This is a genomic window from Gordonia sp. NPDC127522 (assembly GCF_042672305.1).
In the GTDB taxonomy this organism is placed as follows: domain Bacteria; phylum Actinomycetota; class Actinomycetes; order Mycobacteriales; family Mycobacteriaceae; genus Gordonia; species Gordonia hongkongensis.
The window spans coordinates 164,415-185,428 of sequence record NZ_JBHXVK010000001.1; the positions used below are offsets into that span (position 1 = coordinate 164,415).

General features: G+C 67.5%; 20 protein-coding genes. 7 read left to right on the forward strand and 13 right to left on the reverse strand.

The window, feature by feature from the left end:
* Window positions 1–13: 13 nt before the first annotated feature.
* Both ACFVHY_RS00805 and ACFVHY_RS00810 read right to left on the reverse strand, forming a co-directional pair.
* Window positions 14–772, reverse strand: a complete 759-nt coding sequence (locus ACFVHY_RS00805) for an enoyl-CoA hydratase/isomerase family protein (protein WP_390267087.1) — start codon at window positions 770–772, stop codon at window positions 14–16.
* Window positions 769–2,223, reverse strand: a complete 1,455-nt coding sequence (locus ACFVHY_RS00810; protein WP_390267090.1) for a 4-hydroxyphenylacetate 3-hydroxylase N-terminal domain-containing protein — start codon at window positions 2,221–2,223, stop codon at window positions 769–771. The genes ACFVHY_RS00805 and ACFVHY_RS00810 overlap by 4 nt, the downstream gene beginning before the upstream one ends.
* A 409-nt stretch (window positions 2,224–2,632) precedes the next feature.
* Between ACFVHY_RS00810 and ACFVHY_RS00815 the strand changes: the two genes are divergently transcribed.
* Window positions 2,633–3,487, forward strand: a complete 855-nt coding sequence (locus ACFVHY_RS00815; protein ID WP_390267093.1) for an SDR family oxidoreductase — start codon at window positions 2,633–2,635, stop codon at window positions 3,485–3,487.
* 80 nt (window positions 3,488–3,567) lie between these two features.
* Here ACFVHY_RS00815 and ACFVHY_RS00820 read toward each other — a convergent pair whose 3' ends face one another.
* The 3 genes from ACFVHY_RS00820 to ACFVHY_RS00830 all read right to left on the reverse strand — a co-directional run bounded on the left by ACFVHY_RS00820 (window position 3,568) and on the right by ACFVHY_RS00830 (window position 6,755).
* Entirely contained in the window at window positions 3,568–4,938 is a 1,371-nt protein-coding gene (locus tag ACFVHY_RS00820; protein WP_390268759.1) for an MFS transporter, read from the reverse strand.
* Window positions 4,939–5,179: 241 nt separating this feature from the next.
* Window positions 5,180–5,833 carry a TetR/AcrR family transcriptional regulator gene (locus ACFVHY_RS00825; RefSeq protein WP_058251206.1) on the reverse strand — a complete coding sequence of 218 codons (654 nt, stop codon included), beginning with the start codon at window positions 5,831–5,833 and terminating at the stop codon, window positions 5,180–5,182.
* 16 nt (window positions 5,834–5,849) lie between these two features.
* A complete protein-coding gene (locus ACFVHY_RS00830; protein ID WP_390267096.1) occupies window positions 5,850–6,755 on the reverse strand; it encodes a TetR family transcriptional regulator in 906 nt (301 codons plus the stop codon).
* A 278-nt stretch (window positions 6,756–7,033) separates the two neighbouring features.
* On the opposite strand from ACFVHY_RS00830, the gene ACFVHY_RS00835 reads away from it, so the two are divergent.
* Window positions 7,034–9,574, forward strand: coding sequence for an ATP-dependent Clp protease ATP-binding subunit (locus ACFVHY_RS00835; protein ID WP_390267099.1), 2,541 nt, complete (start codon window positions 7,034–7,036; stop codon window positions 9,572–9,574).
* Between the two features lie 149 nt (window positions 9,575–9,723).
* Window positions 9,724–10,590, forward strand: coding sequence for an enoyl-CoA hydratase-related protein (locus ACFVHY_RS00840; protein WP_390267102.1), 867 nt, complete (start codon window positions 9,724–9,726; stop codon window positions 10,588–10,590).
* Between the two features lie 4 nt (window positions 10,591–10,594).
* Here ACFVHY_RS00840 and ACFVHY_RS00845 read toward each other — a convergent pair whose 3' ends face one another.
* Window positions 10,595–10,969, reverse strand: a complete 375-nt coding sequence (locus ACFVHY_RS00845) for a hypothetical protein (RefSeq protein ID WP_390267105.1) — start codon at window positions 10,967–10,969, stop codon at window positions 10,595–10,597.
* A gap of 355 nt (window positions 10,970–11,324) precedes the next feature.
* On the opposite strand from ACFVHY_RS00845, the gene ACFVHY_RS00850 reads away from it, so the two are divergent.
* On the forward strand, window positions 11,325–11,822 hold the full coding sequence (locus ACFVHY_RS00850; protein WP_058251202.1) for an HNH endonuclease: 498 nt from the start codon (window positions 11,325–11,327) through the stop codon (window positions 11,820–11,822).
* A gap of 25 nt (window positions 11,823–11,847) precedes the next feature.
* Here the strand turns inward: ACFVHY_RS00850 and ACFVHY_RS00855 are convergent, their stop codons facing one another.
* From ACFVHY_RS00855 to ACFVHY_RS00865, 3 genes are all read right to left on the reverse strand, one after another.
* Complete coding sequence (locus tag ACFVHY_RS00855) at window positions 11,848–12,510, reverse strand: DUF305 domain-containing protein (RefSeq protein WP_390267108.1); 663 nt, start codon at window positions 12,508–12,510, stop codon at window positions 11,848–11,850.
* Window positions 12,507–14,093, reverse strand: coding sequence for an LVIVD repeat-containing protein (locus ACFVHY_RS00860; RefSeq protein ID WP_390267111.1), 1,587 nt, complete (start codon window positions 14,091–14,093; stop codon window positions 12,507–12,509). The genes ACFVHY_RS00855 and ACFVHY_RS00860 overlap by 4 nt, the downstream gene beginning before the upstream one ends.
* A gap of 138 nt (window positions 14,094–14,231) precedes the next feature.
* Window positions 14,232–14,558 carry a hypothetical protein gene (locus tag ACFVHY_RS00865; RefSeq protein WP_065629118.1) on the reverse strand — a complete coding sequence of 109 codons (327 nt, stop codon included), beginning with the start codon at window positions 14,556–14,558 and terminating at the stop codon, window positions 14,232–14,234.
* Between the two features lie 161 nt (window positions 14,559–14,719).
* Here ACFVHY_RS00865 and ACFVHY_RS00870 point away from each other — a divergent pair, with 161 nt between their 5' ends.
* Both ACFVHY_RS00870 and ACFVHY_RS00875 read left to right on the forward strand, forming a co-directional pair.
* Complete coding sequence (locus tag ACFVHY_RS00870) at window positions 14,720–15,565, forward strand: 3-hydroxybutyryl-CoA dehydrogenase (protein ID WP_226512514.1); 846 nt, start codon at window positions 14,720–14,722, stop codon at window positions 15,563–15,565.
* Between the two features lie 154 nt (window positions 15,566–15,719).
* Window positions 15,720–16,574: an oxygenase MpaB family protein gene (locus ACFVHY_RS00875; protein WP_390267114.1), complete on the forward strand. Its 855-nt coding sequence runs from the start codon at window positions 15,720–15,722 to the stop codon at window positions 16,572–16,574.
* On the opposite strand, the gene ACFVHY_RS00880 is transcribed toward ACFVHY_RS00875, so the two are convergent.
* A complete protein-coding gene (locus tag ACFVHY_RS00880) occupies window positions 16,571–17,857 on the reverse strand; it encodes an MFS transporter (RefSeq protein WP_068970480.1) in 1,287 nt (428 codons plus the stop codon). The genes ACFVHY_RS00875 and ACFVHY_RS00880 overlap by 4 nt on opposite strands.
* 62 nt (window positions 17,858–17,919) lie before the next feature.
* On the opposite strand from ACFVHY_RS00880, the gene ACFVHY_RS00885 reads away from it, so the two are divergent.
* Complete coding sequence (locus tag ACFVHY_RS00885) at window positions 17,920–18,612, forward strand: SDR family NAD(P)-dependent oxidoreductase (RefSeq protein WP_390267117.1); 693 nt, start codon at window positions 17,920–17,922, stop codon at window positions 18,610–18,612.
* Window positions 18,613–18,688: 76 nt separating this feature from the next.
* Here the strand turns inward: ACFVHY_RS00885 and ACFVHY_RS00890 are convergent, their stop codons facing one another.
* From ACFVHY_RS00890 to kstR, 3 genes are all read right to left on the reverse strand, one after another.
* A complete protein-coding gene (locus ACFVHY_RS00890; RefSeq protein ID WP_390267120.1) occupies window positions 18,689–19,162 on the reverse strand; it encodes a MaoC/PaaZ C-terminal domain-containing protein in 474 nt (157 codons plus the stop codon).
* Entirely contained in the window at window positions 19,159–20,169 is a 1,011-nt protein-coding gene (locus ACFVHY_RS00895) for an alpha/beta hydrolase family protein (RefSeq protein ID WP_068970501.1), read from the reverse strand. Before ACFVHY_RS00895 ends, ACFVHY_RS00890 begins: the two co-directional genes overlap by 4 nt.
* 124 nt (window positions 20,170–20,293) lie before the next feature.
* On the reverse strand, window positions 20,294–20,944 hold the full coding sequence (gene kstR, locus ACFVHY_RS00900) for a cholesterol catabolism transcriptional regulator KstR (RefSeq protein WP_065629124.1): 651 nt from the start codon (window positions 20,942–20,944) through the stop codon (window positions 20,294–20,296).
* Between the last annotated feature and the right edge of the window lie 70 nt (window positions 20,945–21,014).

The following is a 21,014-nucleotide window of genomic DNA, read 5'->3' on the forward strand; positions in this document are numbered from 1 at the left end:
CCGAGAGCGCCGGTCACCTCGCGAACCGGGCGAGGAGTTCGGCGGTCTCGTCGCCCTCGCCGAGCTGCGCGATGGTGGCCGCCTCGTCGTCGAGATGCTCGGCGAAGGTCCGGCTGTAGGAGGCTCGGGCGAGGCGTCGTGCGTGCCCGATCGCTGCCGTGGGCCGTTCGAGTAGATGCGCGACGAGATCGTCGGCGGCACTCTCGAGTTCCTCCGCCTCGACGATCTCGTGGACCAGGCCCCACTCCAACGCGGTTGCGGCATCGATCTTCTCGTTCCGGACCAGCATGCGCAGCGCGCGCCCCAGGCCGATGGTCCGGGGCAGATTGACCGACACACCGCAGTCGGGGGAGAGGCCGATCGTGGAGTAAGCGGCCACGAATGCGGTCTTCGGCGTCGCGATCACGATGTCGGCGGCGAGGACGAGACCCAGACCGCCGCCCGCGGCGGTGCCCTGGACCGCGGCCACGACGGGAACCGGCAGGCGGTCGAGCGCGATGAGCGACCGGTGGACCGATCCGGCGAGTTCGGCGAGGAACTGTCCCCGGTCCGTCGCGGTGGCCATGCCGTGGACATCGCCGCCGCCAGAGAAGAGCCGACCGGCCGCGGACAGTCGGATGACCCGGACGCCGCCGTCGCTTTCGATGGTCTGCACCGCCGCTGCCAATCCGTCGGCGAGATCCATGTCAAGGGCGTTCGCGGCCTCCGGCCGGTTCAGCCGGATGGTGGCCACCCCGCGGTCGTCGATGGTGAAGTCGAGGCCCGTGGTCATCGAGCTGCTCCCGCGGTGGTCGCGAGTTCGGCTCCGGCACCGCGTGTCTCGGCAGCTGCTCGCAGCACCTCGTCGACGGCGGCCCGCGCCCTGGTGCTGTCGTAGGCCCGTGCGATCTGCATCTTCTCCGCCTCCAACGAACCCTCGGCATGGGTGGCCAGGACCGACTGGTAGCCGCCCCACTGACCTGTGGTCAGGTCGCCGATCAGATGGATGAGTCGCAGGCGCTCCTGAGCCGGACGCGCCGCGGCGAAATACTTCTCGAGCACCGTGCGAACTTCAGGGTCATCCCAGTCGTGTCCGCCGGGTCCGGTGGCCACGAGGCCGCCGGCGAGGTCGAGCAGCGTCGCCGCGGCCTGGTGGAAACCGTGTGCGAAGTGGTACTTCGCCATGTTGACCGCCAGTGGATCCGGTAGGTGGATCCCGTTGCCGCCGTTGCGCGCTCGAACCGCGGCCAGCTCGGCGAAGCCGCGTACCGTCTCGGCGTAGGTGATCAGTTCGGTCAGTTTGGTCTTCACATGGCCGGCGCCGGCGATGCCGTTGGCCTCCGCGATGCCGATGGCGGCACCGACCAACAGGTCGAGAATGGGGAGTTTGTAGTTCACCGCCGTGAAACGGTGGTAGTCGACGAACGCGAGTGCCAGCGGGCCCGCGAGTTCGGGCTCTCGGTTGAGGAACACGCGTTCCTTCGGGACACGGACCCGGTCGAACACCGTCAGGCTCTCGAGGAGCTTGTGCCGGGACGAGATCGGGTGTTCGAAGGGGTGCTGGTCGCCGTGCAGGTACGGGGACACATAGAGGGTCAGGCCCTCGGTGTCGACCGGGATCGCGAAGCTCACCGCCCAGTCGCGGTCGGCCTCCGACATCGCGCGGGTGGGCAACACGATGATCTCATCGGCGTTGGCGCTGAACGAGGTGTGGACCTTTGCGCCGGACACGGTGATCGAATCGGCGTCCTCGTCGACGATCCGCAGATAGTGGTCGGGATCGGGCTGCCGGTGCGGCGGGAGTGACCGGTCGCCCTTCACGTCGGTCTGGGCCACCGCCAGGGCGACGTCGTTCTCGCAGCAATACCGGTAGTACGCCTCGGCTTTCGCCAGACTGTCGCCCGACAGCGCGCGCAGCAGGGCGAACAGCGCGTCGCTGCCGACCTCTTTGAGCACGATCGTCCCCGCACCCATCCGGGACAGGGTCTCGATCAGACGGCCACGGTCGGCGATGTCCGCCGCGGTGCGCGGCACCCGGTAGAACGCGGTGTAGGGCCCGTCGCCGTCGTCGGCGACCGCGAGATCCGGCTCGGTGCGCGAGATCTCGTAGGCGAGCGACGAATGGGCGATAGCATCGGCGAACTCGTCGAACGCGGTGACGTCGTCGATCTTCTCGCCGCGGTAGACGACGCGCCGGTTGTCGCGCAGGCCTTCTCGATAGGCCTGCGGGTCGCGGATGGCCACAACTGTCCCCTCTCGATTGATCACTGCCGTGAGCGAGCGATCGCTCGGACAGCATGCCTGCCCAGTTGCGCCGGGGTCAAGTTCCATCCGGTGAACACTTCGGCGTGACGGGGGCGCACGGCATCGGATGTGCGCGTGCCCGGCTCGACGATGTGAGCGTGACATGGGTATTGATTGCCTAGGAGTGCATTCGAAAGCTACGCTCGGCGGAGCCGAACGGGTGTGCCCGGGGCCGGGAACGGTCGTGCCGCCCGGGCTCCGGGGCAATGCGGGACGTCATCCGCCCGTCTTCGGAATGTTTAGATAAACCAAACAGGCAGCGCGTGGTGGTGGTCGCGTGAATCGGCCCTCGCGGCGCTGTCCCGACCGCTCACACTCTCCACGGGTGTGCGCACCGAGAGGACTCACCGTGACACCGACCCACACCCCCGACGATTCGCTGCGGGGACGGACCCTGTTGATCTCCGGCGGCAGCCGAGGCATCGGCGAGGCCATCGCGGTGGCCGCCGCCGCGCGGGGCGCGAACATCGCGCTCCTGGCGAAAACCGCGGAGCCGCACCCGAAACTGCCCGGGACCATTCACACGGCGGCGGCCGCGATCACCGAGGCCGGTGGTCGGGCACTGCCGATCGTGGGCGACGTCCGCGACGACGCCTCGGTGGCCGACGCCGTGGCTCGTACCGTCGAGCACTTCGGCGGCATCGACATCGTGGTCAACAACGCCAGCGCGCTCGATCTGACGCCCGCCGAGAAGATCGACATGAAGAAGTACGACCTCATGCAGGACATCAACGCGCGCGGCGCCTTCGCGCTGACGAAGGCGGCGATCCCGCATCTGCGTGCGTCGGAGAACGCGCACGTGCTGACGCTCTCGCCGCCGATCGATCTCGATCCCAAGTGGTTCGCCCAGATCGGCACCGCGTACACCATCTCGAAGTTCTCGATGTCCATGGTCACCATCGGCCTGGCTGCTGAGCTGAAAGTCGATGACATCGCGGTCAATTCGCTCTGGCCGCGGACCACGATCAACACGGCGGCGGTGCGCAACATCCTCAGCGAGGAGCTCGTCGCGCGGAGTCGCAAGCCGAGCATCATGGCCGACGCCGCGATGAGCATCATCACCAAGCCGGCCTGGCTGGCGACCGGGCAGTGCTTCATCGACGACGACGTCCTCGCGCGCGACGGTGTCCGCGACTTCGAGCAGTACCGCGTCGTGCCCGGGGATCAGGAACTCGAGCTCGACTTCTGGATGAACTGGAACTGAGTCACCACGACGGCGCCGGGTCATCGACAACGATGACCCGGCGCCGCCGTGTTGTCCCGGGTTTCCGGGGAAGTCCCGGATTACCGAACAGGTGCGACCTGGGGAGCCGCGTCGTCGACGCCGGCCGAGACCGATGCGTCGAAGTCGCCGTGATAGCGCTTCTTGACGATCACGTACAGGCAGAGCAGCGATGCGGCGGCCAGGAGGGCGAGGAAAAGCCCGACGCGCCAGGCGTTGTCCGGGTTGCCGTTGATGATCGCGACCATCACGAAGGGTGCGAACCCGCCGACGATCGCCGAGATCTGATAACCCAGGGACGCGCCCGAGAATCGGATCTCCGGCGGGAACAGCTCGGCGAAAAGCGTTCCCTGCGTACCGGTCTGGAGTGCCATCGCCACGACCCCGACGAGAACGGCGACTGCGAACGGCCAGATGGACGTCGGTGACGACGATCCGATCAGCAGCCACATCGGGATCGCCCAGATCATCATGGCCGCCGAACCGATGGCGAAGACCAGCTTGCGTCCGATGCGGTCCGACAGCCAACCGAAGGCCGGGACGAGCGGGACCATCACGACGCAGGAGATCAGAATCCAGGTGAGCACGGTGGACCGGGCGACGTCGAGATAGGTCGTCACGAACTGCACCGAACCGGTGATCATGATGTAGAAGAAGACGATTCCGATCGTGTTCGCTCCGGCGGCCATCAGGATGGTCCCCGGGTTGCGTCGGATGACGTCGAGCATCGGTGAGCGCTGCACCTCCGGTGTCTGCGCGATCTTGGCCGCCACGGCCTTGAATTCCGGTGTCTCCTCGAGGAATCGGTGGATCGCGAAGGCCACCGGGAGCATGACCAGGCTGATCCAGAACGGGATCCGCCAGACCCAGGACAGGAAGGCGTCCGAACTCGACAGGCCGGTCGCGAGCAGGAACGCGACGTTGCCCAGCACGAGACCGATAGGCACGCCGAGTTGCGCGAAACTGCCGTAGAAGCCGCGCAGGTGCGCCGGTGCGTTCTCGGTGGCGATCAGGACGGCGCCGCCCCACTGTCCGCCCACGGCCAGGCCCTGGCAGATGCGCAGGATCACGAGCAGGGTCGGTGCGAGCCACACCGTCTGGGTGTTGGGGACACAGCCGATCAGGAAGGTGGCGACGGCCATCAGGCAGACGGCGCCGACGAGGACGGGCTTGCGGCCGTAGCGATCACCCAGCTGGCCGGCGAGGATGCCGCCGATCGGACGGGCGATGAAGCCCACGGCCACGGTGGCGAAGGAGTTGAGCGCGGACACGACGGTGCTGTCGGTGGCGAAGAACGTCACGTTGAACACCAGCGCGGCGGCGGTGGAGTAGATGAAGAAGTCGTACCACTCGAGTGACGTCGAGATCGCGGCGGCGATCGACGCTCGAGCCGAACGGGGTGCCGGCCGTACGCCGGCAGGATCAGTGGGCACGGGATCAGTGGGCACGGGGATGCTCCTGGCTCAAGGGGGTGCCGGGCCGACGAGATTCGGGCCCACGGCCGTCTGGCGGGGGTGCCGTGGGGTCGTCGAATGGAAGGCCGTCGGACCGGATTGGGGTGTCCCCGGACACAGTGGGCGCCGAGTGTCGGTCACGGCGCAGCTCCGGGTAGCAGGAGATTAGCCAACCTGCGACGAAACAGTCAAGACGTACTCTTACGTCCCCGTGGCGGCGTCAGACCTCGAGCAGGACGAGGGCGGTGTCGGTCCACTGGGGCAGGTGGGGGTCGCGTCGTGGATCGCGACGGTCGAAGGTGTAGGCCAGTGCGACGCCGCGCATGCTGGTGAAGAGGATCTCGCGCAACTGTGCGTACCGGGGATGGCCGACGAGCTCCGGACCCCACATGCGGTCGATGCTCGTACGGATCACGCCCCCGAGGTGGCGCTCCACCGGAAGCAGTGCCCCGGCGATCCAGTCGTTCGTGCGCGACGCGGTCCAGAGTTCGACGGCGGCCCAGAAGTGCGGCTCGTGGAACGACATCCACATCATGTCGACAATGGCCGTGACCCGCGCAGACCCGGTCGCCTCGTCGTCGATCGCGGCCACGACGCGGGCGGTCGTCGCCGCCACCCGCTCGGCGGCCAAGTGCTCGGCCGCCGCGACGAGCAGGTCCTCCCGCGACGGGAAGTGGTGGAGCAGACGGCCGCGGGAGACCCCGGCGCGCGCCTGGATCGCCGAGGTGGTCGCACCGGCGAAGCCGTGCTCGATCAGGCAGTCGACCGCCGCCTCCAGGATGCGTCGTCGGCTGGTGATGGTGCGCTGTTCGCGACGTGTCGGCGCCGGCCCGGCGGGAGCTGCCGTATCGGAGGGCGCCTCGGGTGAACTCACAATGCCACTTTACAAGTCAGGTTTGACTTGTTCGCGCATTCGGCAGCGGGTACCGCATGATGCCCAGCGCGTAGTCGACATATTCGGTCGCCAGCTGCTCGGGAGTCAACCGGCCATCTGGCTGCCACCAGGTCGGCAGGGCGGTGCACATGGTGACGACCGCACGAGCGGCGTCGGCCGGATGTGCGGGGCCGAAGAGGCCCAGCGCAGTGGCGGAGTGGACCTGCTCGTCGACCAGCGCCTGCTGACGGTTTCGTCGTCGACTGACATCTCGGTGATTCGGCGGCTCGAGCGCCCGGACCTCGCTGGAGCCCAGGAAGCCGAGCTGACGGCGGTGGGTGTGGTAGAGCGCCAGATTCTCGACGAGTGCGCAGAACCGGCCGACGGCGTCGGGCTCGCTCGTCCGCGCGGCTTCCGCTCGCCACTCGAGATCGTTCATCGTGCGGTCCAGGATGTCCATCAGGATGTGCTGCTTGCTCGGGTAGTGGTTGTAGATCCCGGGCACCGACATCCCGCATCGCGTGGAGATCCGTCGCATGGTCGTCCCGTGGTATCCGACAGCGAGGAACTCCTCGACCGCTGCCTGGAGGATCGGGGAGAAGTCGAGCGGGTCGTAGCGCCGCCAGTCTCGGTGCGCGACCGGAGCGGCCGGTGCGTCGCCCGGTTCGCGGAGCGGCACGGTTCCCGAGATGATCTGGGGGACGCCGATCCCGAGGGCGGACGCGATCGCCTCGAGCCGATCGACGCGCAGACCCGTCTTGCCGTTCTCGATCTGACTCAGGGTCGCGGGACTCACGCCGATCGAGGCCGACAACGACCGCAGACTCACCCCCGCGGCCTGCCTGGCCTGGCGAACCCGCATCCCGGCGGACCGGGCCGGGCTGTCGTCTGCGTGGACGTCGGTCGACTCTCCCGGGGGCACGCACCGCAGTGTAGGGACGCACATCGGGGGCGTCGACGCCGCGTTCGCTCTCGGCGTAGCGACCCGGGAACACAGCCCCGGCCAGCGCAGTTGTACTGGGCACATCCCCGCCGCAACGGGGGATCCATGCACTCTGCGCAGGCGTTAACTGCAGGTGCACCCCAGACGACCTCTAGAGTGGAAGCAGGCTGGTCGTCGTCTATCCGCACCGGTTGTCCTCCGGGACCTCCGAGGTGGTCTCCGCGGCGGCCGGGGCGCTAGCAATGTGAGGGAGAACAATGTTCGAACGGTTCACCGACCGCGCGCGTCGGGTTGTGGTTCTGGCCCAAGAAGAAGCGCGCATGCTCAACCACAACTACATCGGTACCGAGCACATCCTCCTCGGCCTCATCCACGAGGGCGAGGGCGTGGCGGCCAAGGCGCTCGAGTCGCTCGGGATCTCGCTCGAAGGGGTTCGCAGCCAGGTCGAGGAGATCATCGGCCAGGGCCAGCAGGCGCCGTCGGGACACATCCCGTTCACCCCGCGTGCCAAGAAGGTGCTGGAGCTCTCGCTGCGCGAGGCGCTGCAGCTCGGCCACAACTACATCGGTACCGAGCACATCCTGCTCGGCCTGATCCGCGAGGGCGAGGGCGTCGCCGCCCAGGTGCTGGTGAAGCTCGGCGCCGACCTCAACCGGGTCCGCCAGCAGGTCATCCAACTCCTCAGCGGATACCAGGGCAAGGAGCCGCAGGAGGCGGGCACCGGCGGTCGCAGCAGCGAGTCCGGCACCCCGTCGACCTCGCTGGTCCTCGACCAGTTCGGTCGTAACCTGACCGCCGCGGCCTCCGAGGGCAAGCTCGACCCGGTCATCGGCCGGGAGAAGGAAATCGAGCGCGTCATGCAGGTGCTCAGCCGCCGCACCAAGAACAACCCGGTGCTGATCGGTGAGCCCGGCGTCGGCAAGACCGCCGTCGTCGAGGGCCTGGCGCAGGCCATCGTGAACGGCAAGGTCCCCGAGACCCTCAAGGACAAGCAGCTCTACACCCTCGACCTCGGTTCGCTGGTCGCGGGCAGCCGCTACCGCGGTGACTTCGAGGAACGCCTCAAGAAGGTGCTCAAGGAGATCAACACCCGCGGCGACATCATCCTGTTCATCGACGAGCTGCACACGCTCGTCGGCGCAGGTGCCGCCGAGGGTGCCATCGACGCCGCCAGCATCCTCAAGCCGAAGCTGGCCCGCGGCGAGCTGCAGACCATCGGCGCGACGACCCTCGACGAGTACCGCAAGTACATCGAGAAGGACGCCGCACTCGAGCGCCGCTTCCAGCCCGTGCAGGTGGGCGAGCCGTCGGTCGAGCACACCATCGAGATCCTCAAGGGCCTGCGCGACCGGTACGAGTCGCACCACCGCGTCTCGATCACCGACGGTGCGCTGGTCGCCGCCGCCACGCTGGCCGACCGCTACATCAACGACCGGTTCCTGCCGGACAAGGCGATCGACCTCATCGACGAGGCCGGCGCGCGCATGCGCATCCGCCGGATGACCGCGCCGCCAGACCTGCGTGAGTTCGACGACCGCATCGCCGATGCGCGCAAGGAGAAGGAAAGCGCGATCGACGCGCAGGACTTCGAGAAGGCCGCCAGCCTCCGCGACAAGGAGAAGCAGCTGGTCGCCGAGCGCGCCGAGCGCGAGAAGCAGTGGCGCAGCGGTGACATGGACGTCGTGGCCGAGGTCGACGACGAGCAGATCGCCGAGGTCCTCGGCAACTGGACCGGCATCCCGGTGTTCAAGCTCACCGAGGAGGAGACCACGCGTCTGCTCCGCATGGAGGAGGAGCTGCACAAGCGGATCATCGGGCAGGAGGACGCCGTCAAGGCGGTCTCGAAGGCGATCCGTCGTACCCGTGCCGGCCTGAAGGATCCGAAGCGGCCGTCGGGCTCGTTCATCTTCGCCGGTCCGTCCGGTGTCGGTAAGACCGAGCTCTCCAAGGCGCTGGCGAACTTCCTGTTCGGCGAGGACGACGCCCTCATCCAGATCGACATGGGCGAGTTCCACGACCGCTTCACCGCGTCGCGTCTGTTCGGTGCCCCTCCCGGGTACGTCGGCTACGAAGAGGGCGGGCAGCTCACCGAGAAGGTGCGCCGCAAGCCGTTCTCGGTGGTGCTGTTCGACGAGATCGAGAAGGCCCACTCGGAGATCTACAACACCCTGTTGCAGGTCCTCGAAGACGGTCGTCTGACCGACGGTCAGGGTCGCACGGTCGACTTCAAGAACACCGTGCTGATCTTCACCTCGAACCTCGGTACCTCGGACATCTCCAAGGCCGTGGGCATGGGCTTCTCGTCGAGCGAGGGGACCCAGTCGAACTACGAACGGATGAAGCAGAAGGTCAACGACGAGCTCAAGAAGCACTTCCGCCCCGAGTTCCTCAACCGCATCGACGACATCGTCGTGTTCCACCAGCTCACGCGTGAAGAGATCATCCAGATGGTCGATCTCATGCTGACCCGCGTGGAGGGTGCGCTGAAGAACAAGGACATGGCTCTCGAGGTCACCGACCGCGCGAAGGCCCTGCTGGCCAAGCGCGGCTTCGATCCGGTGCTGGGTGCGCGTCCGCTGCGTCGCACCATCCAGCGCGAGATCGAGGACCAGCTCTCGGAGAAGATCCTGTTCGGCGACATCGCTCCCGGACAGATCGTCCTGGTCGACGTCGAGAACTGGGACGGCGAGGGCGACGGCGACGACGCCCGGTTCGTCTTCACCGGCTCGGAGAAGCCGCGCATGGTTCCCGACGCACCGGTCGAGCTCACCAAGGCCGGCGAGGCCGACGCGAGCTGACACCAGGCCCGTCTGAGCTGATCTGACACGATCGACGGCGGCGTCACCCGACAGGGTGGCGCCGCCGTTGTGTTGTGCCCGGCTGGTGCGCGGCTCCGCGGATTGACACAGCCGACGCGGAGTGTCCCAGCGCCCGATAGCATCGATCTGTGACGAGCGATACATCAGAGGTCGGGCGCAAGTCCCGACAGGACCAGCCCACCATCACCGTCGAGCGAGACGGGGAGATCGCGATCTTCCGGCTCGATCGGCCCGACCGGCTCAACGCCTTCACCATGCAGATGGGGGAGGAACTGCGTGCCGCGTTCGACGACACCGACGCCGACGACTCGGTGCGGGCGGTGGTGATCACAGGCAACGGCCGTGCGTTCTGCGCCGGAGCCGATCTCGAGGCGGGCGGGTCCACGTTCGACGCCTCGTCGGTGGTGGAGTCAAACGAGGTTCCGGCGGACGAGGGCGGCAAGTTGACGCTGCGGATGTTCGCCTCGCTGAAGCCGATCGTGGTGGCGGTGAACGGTCCGTCGGCCGGTGTCGGCGTCACGATGACGCTGCCCGCCGACGTCCGGATCGCCTCGGAGGATGCGAAGTTCGGGTTCGTCTTCGCCGCCCGCGGCCTGGTGCCCGAAGCCGCGTCGAGCTGGTTCCTGCCGCGGCTCGTCGGGTTGCCGACCGCACTGCAGTGGACGATCGGCGCGAAGATGGTGCCCGTCGCCGAAGCCCATGAACGCGGGCTGATCCAACAGGTGGTCCCCAAAGACCAGGTGCTCGAGACCGCGATCGCCGTCGCCCGCGAGATGACCGCGAACAGCGCCCCCGTCTCGGCGGCGCTGACCCGACAGCTGTTGTGGCGGATGGCCGGTGCGCCCAGTCCGCTCGATGCCCACCACGCCGACTCGAAGGCGATCTTCTACCGCGGGCAGTCCGGTGACGTGTACGAAGGTGTCATGTCGTTCCTGGAGAAGCGTCCGGCGACCTACCCCAACACCGTGTCGGAGGATCTACCCGAGATCTTCTGATTACTCAGTCGAGGGTCCCGGCCTGGATGCCGATCTCGAGTACCACGAAGATCATCGCCAGCTGGATGGCGCAGCACCACGCAGCGGCCGGCCAGGCCGGGAGTCCTCGGCGCACGCGGCGGACGACGAGGGTCACCGACACCGCCACCAGCACCACGGCCGACCCGATGCCCACCCCGATGGCGACCTCGGTCCAGACCGGACTCCCGCACGCTTCGTAGGCGCAGGCGTCGGTGACGAAGACCGTCAGACCTGCGGCGGCGATGGTGATCAGGGCCAAGACGGCGTGCACCAGTCCCAGCATCACCGACGCGAACGCGTCGAGGGTCGACACGGGTGGCTGCGGAGGGGGAGTCTCGGCGGTCTCCTCGGTGGGCATCCGCCGACGATAGCGCCGGATATTTTCCCGCGGGACCGGCACGCGGTGAAAAACTCCTGCAAACAGCCCGTGTGAACTGGGTGAACATCCGAACACGCCGGACATAAACGGTGGCAGCGTCCATCGACCGCGGTTATCGTGGCGACAGAGCAGGCCAGACCAACGAGAGGAGGTGACGCAGATGTGGATGGGTGAGAAGGCTTTCGCCGGCGAGTGGCGGACGGCCCCCTCCGACCGTCCGTGCGGACTGGAATCCGACGGTAGGCCGGGACCGATCACATCACGCGTCACCAGTTCCTGAGGTCATGAACCTCGGTGGTCGGCGCTTCACTCGCCCACGCATCGAGGAGCTGTCATGACCATCTTCGTCACCAATGCCGGACTGCAGATCCTGGCGCGAGTCACCTGGCGTCGCGCCGCGGTTCTGTTGACCACCGAGGTCGCGCGGAACGTCGAGGGCACGCCGCTGGTCCGCGTCGTCCATTCGCCGACGTTGTCCCTGCCGATCCACAAGGTGGTGGCGATCAAGCGAGATGCCTACCGCCCGTTCGCGGGTAAGACGATGGACTCCTACGCGTCGAACGCGACGATCCTGCGGCGCGATCAATGGATCTGCGCCTACTGCGACGGTCCCGCCGACACCGTGGACCACATCGTCCCGGTCTCGCAGGGTGGGCCGAGCACCTTCGGCAACCAGGTCGCGGCGTGCAAGTCCTGCAACGGTTTCAAGGCCAACCGGACGCCACGCAAGGCGGGCATGGCCCTACGGCACGCGCCGTTCGTCTACGACCCCTGGGCCGCGGACCAGAAAGAGGTGTGGGAGATGTTCATCCTGCATCCGAAGACGGACTAGACGTTCGATCCGTTGCCCCCTGCGATCAGGTCGGCAACGGATCGGCGCCGCGTTCCGCGAGCAGCATCGTCATCAGACCGATCTCGTCGCCCTGGTCGCCGATCATCATGAGCGCGAGGTCCTTCGTCGCGGAACCGGTCCGCTCGTCGTTGTATGCCGCCTGGGCCATCGACATTCCGCCGCGGTGATGCCGGATCATCAACTGCAGGAACAAGATCTCCGCCTCGCCGGGTGGCAGGGTGGAGAGACGGCCGATCTCGTCGATACTCGCCATGCCGGGCATCGGCGGAGGGGATTCGTCGTGATGGGTGCCTTCGTGGTGAGGGTCCCCGCCGGACATCCACGACATCGGCTCCGGCGCGGTCACCGGTTCGTCGAACCACTGCAACCAGCCACGCATCGTGGCGGTTTCGGCGGTCTGCGTGTGGATGATCCGGTCGGCGACGCCGCGGATCTGCGGCGCGACTCCGGGCACCGCACCGATCGTCCGCGACATGAGGATCGCCTGGTCGTGGTGCGCCGACATGTCCTGCGCGAAGCCGATGTCGGACAAGGTCATCGACGATGAGTCGTGGTCGCGTCCCTGCCACACCGCCCCGACGACGACACCCATGGTGACGAGCAGGGCCGCGGTCACGCCGAGGACCATCGCCCGCACCAGTGGGACGCCCAGGCGAGAAGTGCTCATCCGATCGAGGAGTTCTGGTCCGGCGGTGGCGTGTACACCGCGGGACTCAACCGCAACACCTGGAAGCCGCCGTCGGAACAGGTGACCCGCAGCTCGTTTCCGCGGAACTCGGGTGGGGACATGCACCAGTCCGTCGACATGTCACCGCCGACGACCATCCCGCTACGTGGACCGACCATCTCGTTCAACCGGACCTTGCCGTTCGCGATCGACATTCCGAGGCTGAGGAATTCGACGGCGGGCAAGCCCATCAGCGAGCCGACGACGTGCGGTGAGTTGGGTGACTCTGCGATCGTGGTGCCCTTGCGGGCCGGCGGGTTGTAGTAGGCGATCTCGCGAATGCGGTCGAGGTCGCGGATGTCGAAGACCCGGATACCCGACGATTCCCAGCCGCACGCGAGCGCGGTGGGATCGGTCGCCCGGTCGACCGTGCAGTAGTGCGGGTTGCTGCTGAACAGCGACCCGCCGGTCGACGACCGCAGATTGGTGTCGAGGTGCTCGGGGAGATTGATCTCGAGTTTGATCTGCGCGGTGTAGACGGGCTTGTTCACCCTCGTCACGTCGAAGATCTTGACGCCGCCCGAACCTGCTTCGTCGGCGGTGACGATGTGGGGCCGGCCCCGGTAGGTGATCGGGATGGAGTGCTGATTCAGCTGGCCGTCGGGCCAGAGATAGGCCGCGGTGTGGGGGACCTGCGGGTGCGGCCGCCGCTCCTGGATGTCGCTGACGTCGAGCACGGTGACGCCGGCCATGTTGGACAGGTACATCCGGTTGCCGTCCGGGGACATGCCGAACCCGTGGCCGAGGAACGAGTGCAGACCCTGCCAGATCACGCGGGGCGACCGGGGATCGGCGATGTCGATGGCGCTGAGGTGCCCGGGGAACACCCCGGACGCCCAGTAGGTGCGGCCGTCGGGGGAGAAGCCGCCCTCGTGTGAGGTGAACGGCAAAGGCGTCGTCGTGCCCGGGCCCGTGTTGAGGAGTCTGGGGCGGGTGCAGTCGGAGATGTCGTATACGGCGAAGAACCCGCCGCCCCAGAGCAACGGCACCGACGTGGCGGCCAGGAGCTTGCGTTCTTTGTTGACCTTCAGCGTCTCCCACGTGCCGCCGCGCATCGCCGGATCCGTCAGGGACCCAACGACTCGCGGTGCGCTCGGGTCGGATGCGTCGATGACCTGTACGCCCGGCGGGTTCACCCAGTTGTTTCCGGGGAACAGGCTGCCGGTGTAGCTGCAGTGCTCGAAGTTGGCCGAGACGATCCCGCCGCCGGCGCCGCGGACACCGCCGATCCGTGTGATGTTGCATCGGTAGCCGCGCATGCTGCGTCCGGACAGGCGGTCCTCGGCGCTGACGTCCCCCTGCAGGCCAGGTTCGGGGAGCGAGCCCGGTCCGCAGTCCGCCTGGGGAACCGCGACCTCGGAGATGTCGGGGAAATAGTGGTTGGCCGCGCCGGCCGGTGCCGCCACCAGCATCGTCGAGAGAAGTGTCGCGCCGGCCAGGAGGCAGGTGACGGCATGGCGACGGCGGCGCCGGCGGACCCCCGAACGGGCCGTGTGTCGCGCGTCGAACCGAGTAGGCATCATCGCATCCCCCGATCGTGATCTGAGACACCCTAGTGGGCGAGTCGAGACGACATCGGCGAATCGTCGAATCCGAACGGACGAACAGAGCCGGCCCGGGGTTCCCGGGCCGGCTCGTGTCGGGTGCGGGTGCGTCGGACGTCAGACGGCGTCGCCGCCGTCGATGCTGCCGAAGTCGCCGACCTCGACGTTGCCTTCGTCGTCGACGGCGGTGTCGAAGGTGCCGTCGCCGTCGGTGTCGGCGACGGCGATGTCGGTGTAGCCGTCGGCGTCGGTGTCGGCTTCGATGATGTCGATCTCGCCGTCGGCGTTGGTGTCGTAGGCGATGGAGTCGGCCTGGCCGTCGCCGTCGGTGTCGAGGATGGCGTCGGTGGTGCCGTCACCGTCGACGTCGGTGAGTGCGGCGTCGACGGCTCCGTCGCCGTCGGTGTCGATGAGAACGGCGTCGGCGGGGATCTCGGTGCTCATGGGGTATGTCCTTCCAAGTGGGGTGAGTGCTTCTGGGCGGTTCATGTACTTGGAGGCGACGTCGGGGACGAATGTTCCCGGGGTGCCGGGAGTCGTTCGGATGACCGATCCGGCGACCGACTACCGTTTGGTCTCGTATCACTCGACTTCGGAGGTTCACTGTGCAACAGATCGGCGTCATCGGCGGAGGCACCATGGGGGCGGGCATCGCGGAGGTGTGTGCGAAGGCCGGCAGCGATGTCGTGATCGTGGAGGTCAAGCAGGAGTTCGCCGACGCCGCGCGGGCGCGGGTGGAGAAGTCGCTGGCCAAGGCGGTCAGCAAGAACAAGCTGGCGCAGGACGACGCCGACGCCGCCCTCGGACGTCTGCGGGTGACGACCGACTACGCCGACCTCGCCGATCGCGAGCTGGTGATCGAGGCAGCCCCGGAGGTCGAGGAGCTCAAGCGGCAGATCTTCGCGAACCTCGACGAGGCGACCGGTGCCGACACCATCCTCGCGACCAACACGTCGTCGATCCCGATCATCAAGGTCGCGACCGCGACCAAGACCCCCGAACGCGTTGTCGGCGTGCACTTCTTCAACCCGGTGCCGGTGATGCCGCTGGTCGAGATCATCTCCACGCTGACCACCGCGCCGGAGACGGCCGACGCAGTGAGCGCATATGTCACCGACACCCTCGGCAAGACCGCGGTCCGCGCGGGTGACCGTTCCGGCTTCATCGTGAACGCCCTGCTCATCCCGTACCTGTGCCAGGCCATCCGGATGTTCGACTCGGGTTACGCTTCGGCCGAGGACATCGACCTCGCGATGAAGGGCGGCTGCGGCTATCCGATGGGTCCGCTGACCCTGCTCGACACCATCGGTCTCGACGTGACGCTCTCCGCCGCGGAGTCGCTGTACGCGGAATTCGCCGAACCCCACTACGCGCCGCCGGCGTTGCTGCGTCGCATGGTCGATGCCGGCCGCCTCGGACGGAAGACCGGTCGCGGTTTCTACACCTACTGACAGCTGGATCGCCGACGCCGAGCCCCGGCTCACCTTCGGGTGAGCCGGGGTTCGGCGTATGGCGGAGTCTTTCGGCTCCGGGATTGTCGGCCCGCGTGCTCCCCGCTAAGCTGACAGCAATCAGACAACAAGCGTTATCAGAATTGGTGGGGTCATGACGCAATCCGATGAGCGGATGTCGCGGGTGGAGATGGACAACATCGACAGCAGCTTCTTCGCGCGTTCCCTGCTCTCGATGGGGCAGACGATGAGCACGACGAACGTCATCATGCAGCTCGCCAATCCGGCGGTCGGCTACGGTGTCGCGCACAGCAAGGTCGAGAACGGGCGGCTCGACAAACATCCGGTCAAACGCGCACGGACCACCGCGTCGTATCTGGCGGTCGCGATTCTCGGCAACGCCGACGACCGGCGCCGGTACCGGCACGCCGTCAACCGCCAGCACGCGCAGGTGCGCTCCGACGAGAACAGTCCCGTGGAGTACAACGCGATGAACACCGACCTGCAGCTCTGGGTCGCGGCGTGCCTCTACTTCGGGTGGGAGGACATCTACGAGCGTGTCCACGGACCGCTGCAGGGCGCGGATCGCGAGAAGTTCTACCAGCAGGGCAAGGTCTGCGGGACGACGCTGCAGATGCCGGCCGAGGCGTGGCCCGCCACGCGCGACGAGTTCACCACCTACTGGGACGACCAGGTCTCGCGCATCGAGATCAGCGACGAGATCCGGGACTTCCTCCTCGACATCGCCAATTTCGGTTACGCGCCGGAACGCATCCAGGAGAAGTACGGTCCGGTCAAACTGCGGCGGACCATCGGCTATCTGCCGCAGCCGTTCCGCGACGCACTCCGGGTCGAGTGGACCGACGAGGATCAGGCGTGGTTCGACGGCTACGTCGGCCGGTTGGTGGAGAAAGAGCGTCGCACTCCGCTGTGGGTGTCGCAGTTGGGTTTCCGGCTCCTGCTGGCCGATGTCCGGCTTCGGGTCAAGATGGGGCGGCCGCTCGTCTAGGAGGCGCCGGCGCCGCTCCGGCGCGCGGCCAGGAAGGCGAGTGTTCCGGCGCCCAGGCACGCAACGGCGCCGACCGCGAGACCGACGCGCGCGCCGAATGTCTCGATGATCGCGCCGACGATCGGACCACCGATCGGCGTCGAGCCCATGAACGCCACCGACCACAGCGCCATCACCCGGCCCCGCATCCGCGGTTCGGAATTGAGCTGCAGGGTCGCGTTGCCCGTCGACATGAAGGTGACACTCAACCAGCCGACCCCGAAGAGTGCGCAGATCGCCGTCGGGAGGTTCGGGGCGAGTGCGGTCGCCGCGACGGCGACCCCGAAGCCGAAGGCCGCCAGCGTGAGTGGGCGCAGTCCGGTGTTCCCGCGAGCCGCGACCACGAGTCCGCCGACGACCGCACCCACTCCCATCGCCGACGTCATGAAACCGAGGGCTTGCGGCCCGCCGTCGAACACGAAGTCCGCGGCGGCGGGCAGCGTGACCGGGAAGTTGTACGTCAGGGTGCCGACGAGCGCCATCGTGGCGAGCGGGATCCACAGCACAGGACGACTCCGCACGTATCGAAGACCCTCGCGCAGCTGGCCTTTGGCGCGCGGAACCGGTGATTCGGCGGTGATCTTCGATGAGTCGAGCGCAAGCAGCGACGCGACCACGGCGATGAAGCTGACCGCGTTGATCGCGAAGCACAGACCGGAACCGACGAGGGCCAGGATCACCCCGGCCACCGCCGGGCCCACGGCGCGAGCGGCGTTCACCATGACCGAGTTGAGGGTGACCGCGTTGCGGATGAGGTCCTTGCCGACGATCTGATGGATGAACGCCTGTCGCGCCGGCTGTTCGAAGGCGTGGCCGAGCCCGAGCATCACCGCCAGCACGCCGACGTGCCAGACCTGCACCACCCCGGTGAGGGTGACGGCGGCGAGCGCCGCGGCCAGCAGCCCCATCATCGACTGCAGGACGATGAGCAGGCGTCGGCGGTCGACGCGATCGGCGATAACGCCCGCGTACGGCCCGATGAGCAGAACCGGTAGCGCCTGCAGAGCGACGATGAGTCCCAGGACGGACGCCGATCCGCTGAGCGTCAGCACGAGCCACGCCTGCGCCGTTGCCTGCATCCACGAACCCGTCATCGAGACGGCCATGCCGGCGTAGAACAGGCGGTAGTTGGGGATGCGCAACGACGCGAACATGCTCGTCCGGTCGGCGTCGTCGGGGCGACGACCGCCCGGTTCGCGCTCCCGCGGCACGTCTCCGATCTCGGGAACACGGTCGTCGGTCATCGACGACCATCGTAGGCGCGTGCGCCGCCACCCAGGGGCCCGCCTCCAGTAGGGTCGGCGGGATGACGCAGACGGTGATCGTGTCGGGCGGGACGGGCGGCCTGGGGTCGGCGGTCACCCGCACGTTGCTCGACGACGGATGGCGCGTGGTGGTGCCCGGGCGCACCGAAGCCGGGTTGTCACGCCTCCCGGAATCGGACCGGTTGGTCGGTGTGCACGCCGACCTCTTCGACGAGGCGTCGGTCGCCGAGGTCGTGGCGATCGCCTCGAGCGACGCGTCGGCGCCGGTGACCGCGGTGGTGAACCTGGTGGGCGGGTTCGCGATGGGGGAGCGGGTCGACGCGACACCGGTCGACGAGTTCGAGCGACTGCTCCGGCTCAACCTGCGGCCGCTGTATCTGCTGTCCGCGGCGGCCGTTCCGAAGGTGATCGAGGCCGGCGGCGGGTCGATCGTCGGGGTGTCGGCGAAGGCGGCGTTCGCACCCTTCTCCGGTGCCGCGGGGTACATCACGTCGAAAGCTGCGGTGTGGGCGTTCGTCAGTGCGCTCGCCGCCGAGTACAAGTCCGACGGCATCCGGGCCAATGCGATTCTGCCGTCGGTGATCGACACCCCGGGCAACCGCGCTAGTCAGCCGGATTCGTCGCGGGCGGGCTGGGTGTCGCCCGAGTCGATCGCTCAGACGATCTCGTTCCTGGTCTCCGACGCCTCGAGTGCGATCACCGGCGCGCAGGTCCCGGTGCCGGGCGTCGGCTGAGCCGGGGATCGGGTGCCCAGTCGACGAAATCGAGCGCCCAGTCGACGGGTTGTGAAAGCTGTTGCGGTGCTGACGATCAGGCGTCAGTGGTCGCGCGACCCGGCCGGGCGTGCACATACGCTTCGACGACGGTGCGCATCACCGGTTTGCCCTCTGTGTTGCGCAACTCGGCCGACGAGGTGACCAGCGCACGGTTGCGGTCGTCGAACTCGATCGCGTCGATGACAGTCGATCCGGTGAGGGTGTCGCCGGGGCGGACGGGACGCAGGAACTCCACGTCGCCCAGTCGCTTGCCGGCGATCACCCGCCAATTGGTCAGCACGCCGGTGACGTTCAGTCTCTGGTAGATCGACATCGTGTGCAGCCCACTGGCGATCAGCCCGCGGTAGGGGCCTCGTTCGGCAACGGCCTCGTCCACGTGGAAGTCCTGCGGATCCCATGCGCGGGCGAAGTCGAGCAGTTCGTCTTCGCTGACGTGATGCGTGCCGAACTCGAAGATCTGGCCCACGGACAGGTCATCGGCCCACAAGCGGTCCGATGCGTCGCTCACCTCAGGTCTGCCGCGATCTTCGGCCAGGTGGTCTCGAGGTCGCGTTCCCAGTAACCCCAGGAGTGGGTGCCGCTCGGCCGGAAGGTGACCTCGTGCGGCACCTTGAGCGCCCGCATGCGCGACACCATCTGCTTGGTGCACTCGTTGACCGCGGCCTCGATGATGCCGCCGATGACCATCTGGTTGGCCAGTGTCAGCGGATCGCCGGCGACCAGCGGTGCCTCGAGCCGGTCGAACTGTCCGGGCATGCCGGTGCCGCTGGTCATGTAGACCTTGGTGCCGCGCAGCTTGTCCGCGTGGATGTACGGGTCGTTGTCCCGCCAGCCGGCCGAATTGACCGGTCCCCACATGTTGTTCAGGTTGCCCTGCCCGCGGTCGGCGACGACCATCCGGATGTAGGCCTGTCCGACCGGGTCGCTGGTGCGGGCGCAGCCGCTGTAGGCGGCGGCCGACCGGTAGAGCTTCGGTGCGGCGATCGCGAGGTTGAGCACCGACGTCCCGGCCATCGAGATCCCGGCGATCGCGTTGACCTTGGTGGTGTCGAATTCCTTGTCCACCAGCGGCGGGAGCTCCTTGGTGAGGAACGTCGTCCACTTGTTGCGGCCGAGTACCGGATCGTCGTGCTGCCAGTCGGTGTAATAGGAGAACGCGCCGCCGATCGGCGTGACGACGTTGACCTCTTTGTCGGAGAAGAACTTCGCGTACTGGGTCTTGGCCGCCCAGGTTGCGGAGTCCTCGCCGCCGCCCGCGCCGTTGAGCAGGTAGAGCGTGGGGCGCGACTTGGTGGTGTCCTTGGGGCGCAACACGTTGACGGGGATGAGTTTGCGCATCGCCGCCGAATACACGATGAGTGTCGACTGCTGGGCGGAGTCGTGGACCACGGTGTCGATGCGAGCGCGATCGGGATCGGGGGTGGGCTCGGCCAGCGCGGCCGGAGCCCATCCGGCGGTCGCGACCGCAACGGCACATCCGACGACGCACAGTCGTCGCAACCAGGAGGATCGCACCACTAGCCCCTTCTGTTAACAGAATTCTCAGACGTAACAAAGGTAGCCGAGTTCGAGTGGCGCTCCCAAGTCGAGAAGGTGCTCGTCACCCAGTTGTGACGTCACGTTCGAGGGGAGAACCCGATTACTTGACGCGATCCTTGAGCAGGAGCCGGACGGTGAGTTCGAGCCGGTTCGTGACGTCGGTCGCCGACGCGCGACGGGTCAGCCACTGCACCAGGTTCGACATCCACACATCGGAGAGGACGCGCGCGATCGCGAGATCTTCCTCGGTGGGTTCGCCGTCGTCGACGATCGCTCCGGCGAGGAGCCGGTCGATGATCCCGGCGACCTGGTCGACCTCGGCGGTCGCCGACGCGTCGGCGAACATGAACGCACGCGTCATCGCCTCGGTGAGAAGCGGATCGCGCTGCATGGCGAAGGTGATCATGTCCAGGACATGACGGAGGCGGTCGATCGCGGTGTCGCCGCGCAACTGCGAACGATCGACCTTCGACTCGACTCGCTCGAACTCTCGGGCGAGCGCGGTGACGAGAAGGTGGACCTTCGACGGGAAGTAGCGGTACAGCGTCCCGACGGCGACGTCGGCCTTGTCGGCGACGGTGCGCATCTGCACGGCGTCGTATCCGCCCTTGGACGCCAGCGCGAGGGTGGCGTCGAGGATGCGGCGGCGGCGTTCGCGCTGCGCGGTGGAGCCGGCTTCGGGCGAGGCGGCCGGCGCCGCAGCCCCGTTGGGGGCGTCGACCGCGGCGTTGCCGGGTGCAGAACGGGCCATGTGCTCTCGAACATCCTCACGTGATCAAACGTCTCAATGGGTGGATCGTGGGTGGCTACCCGATCCGAGT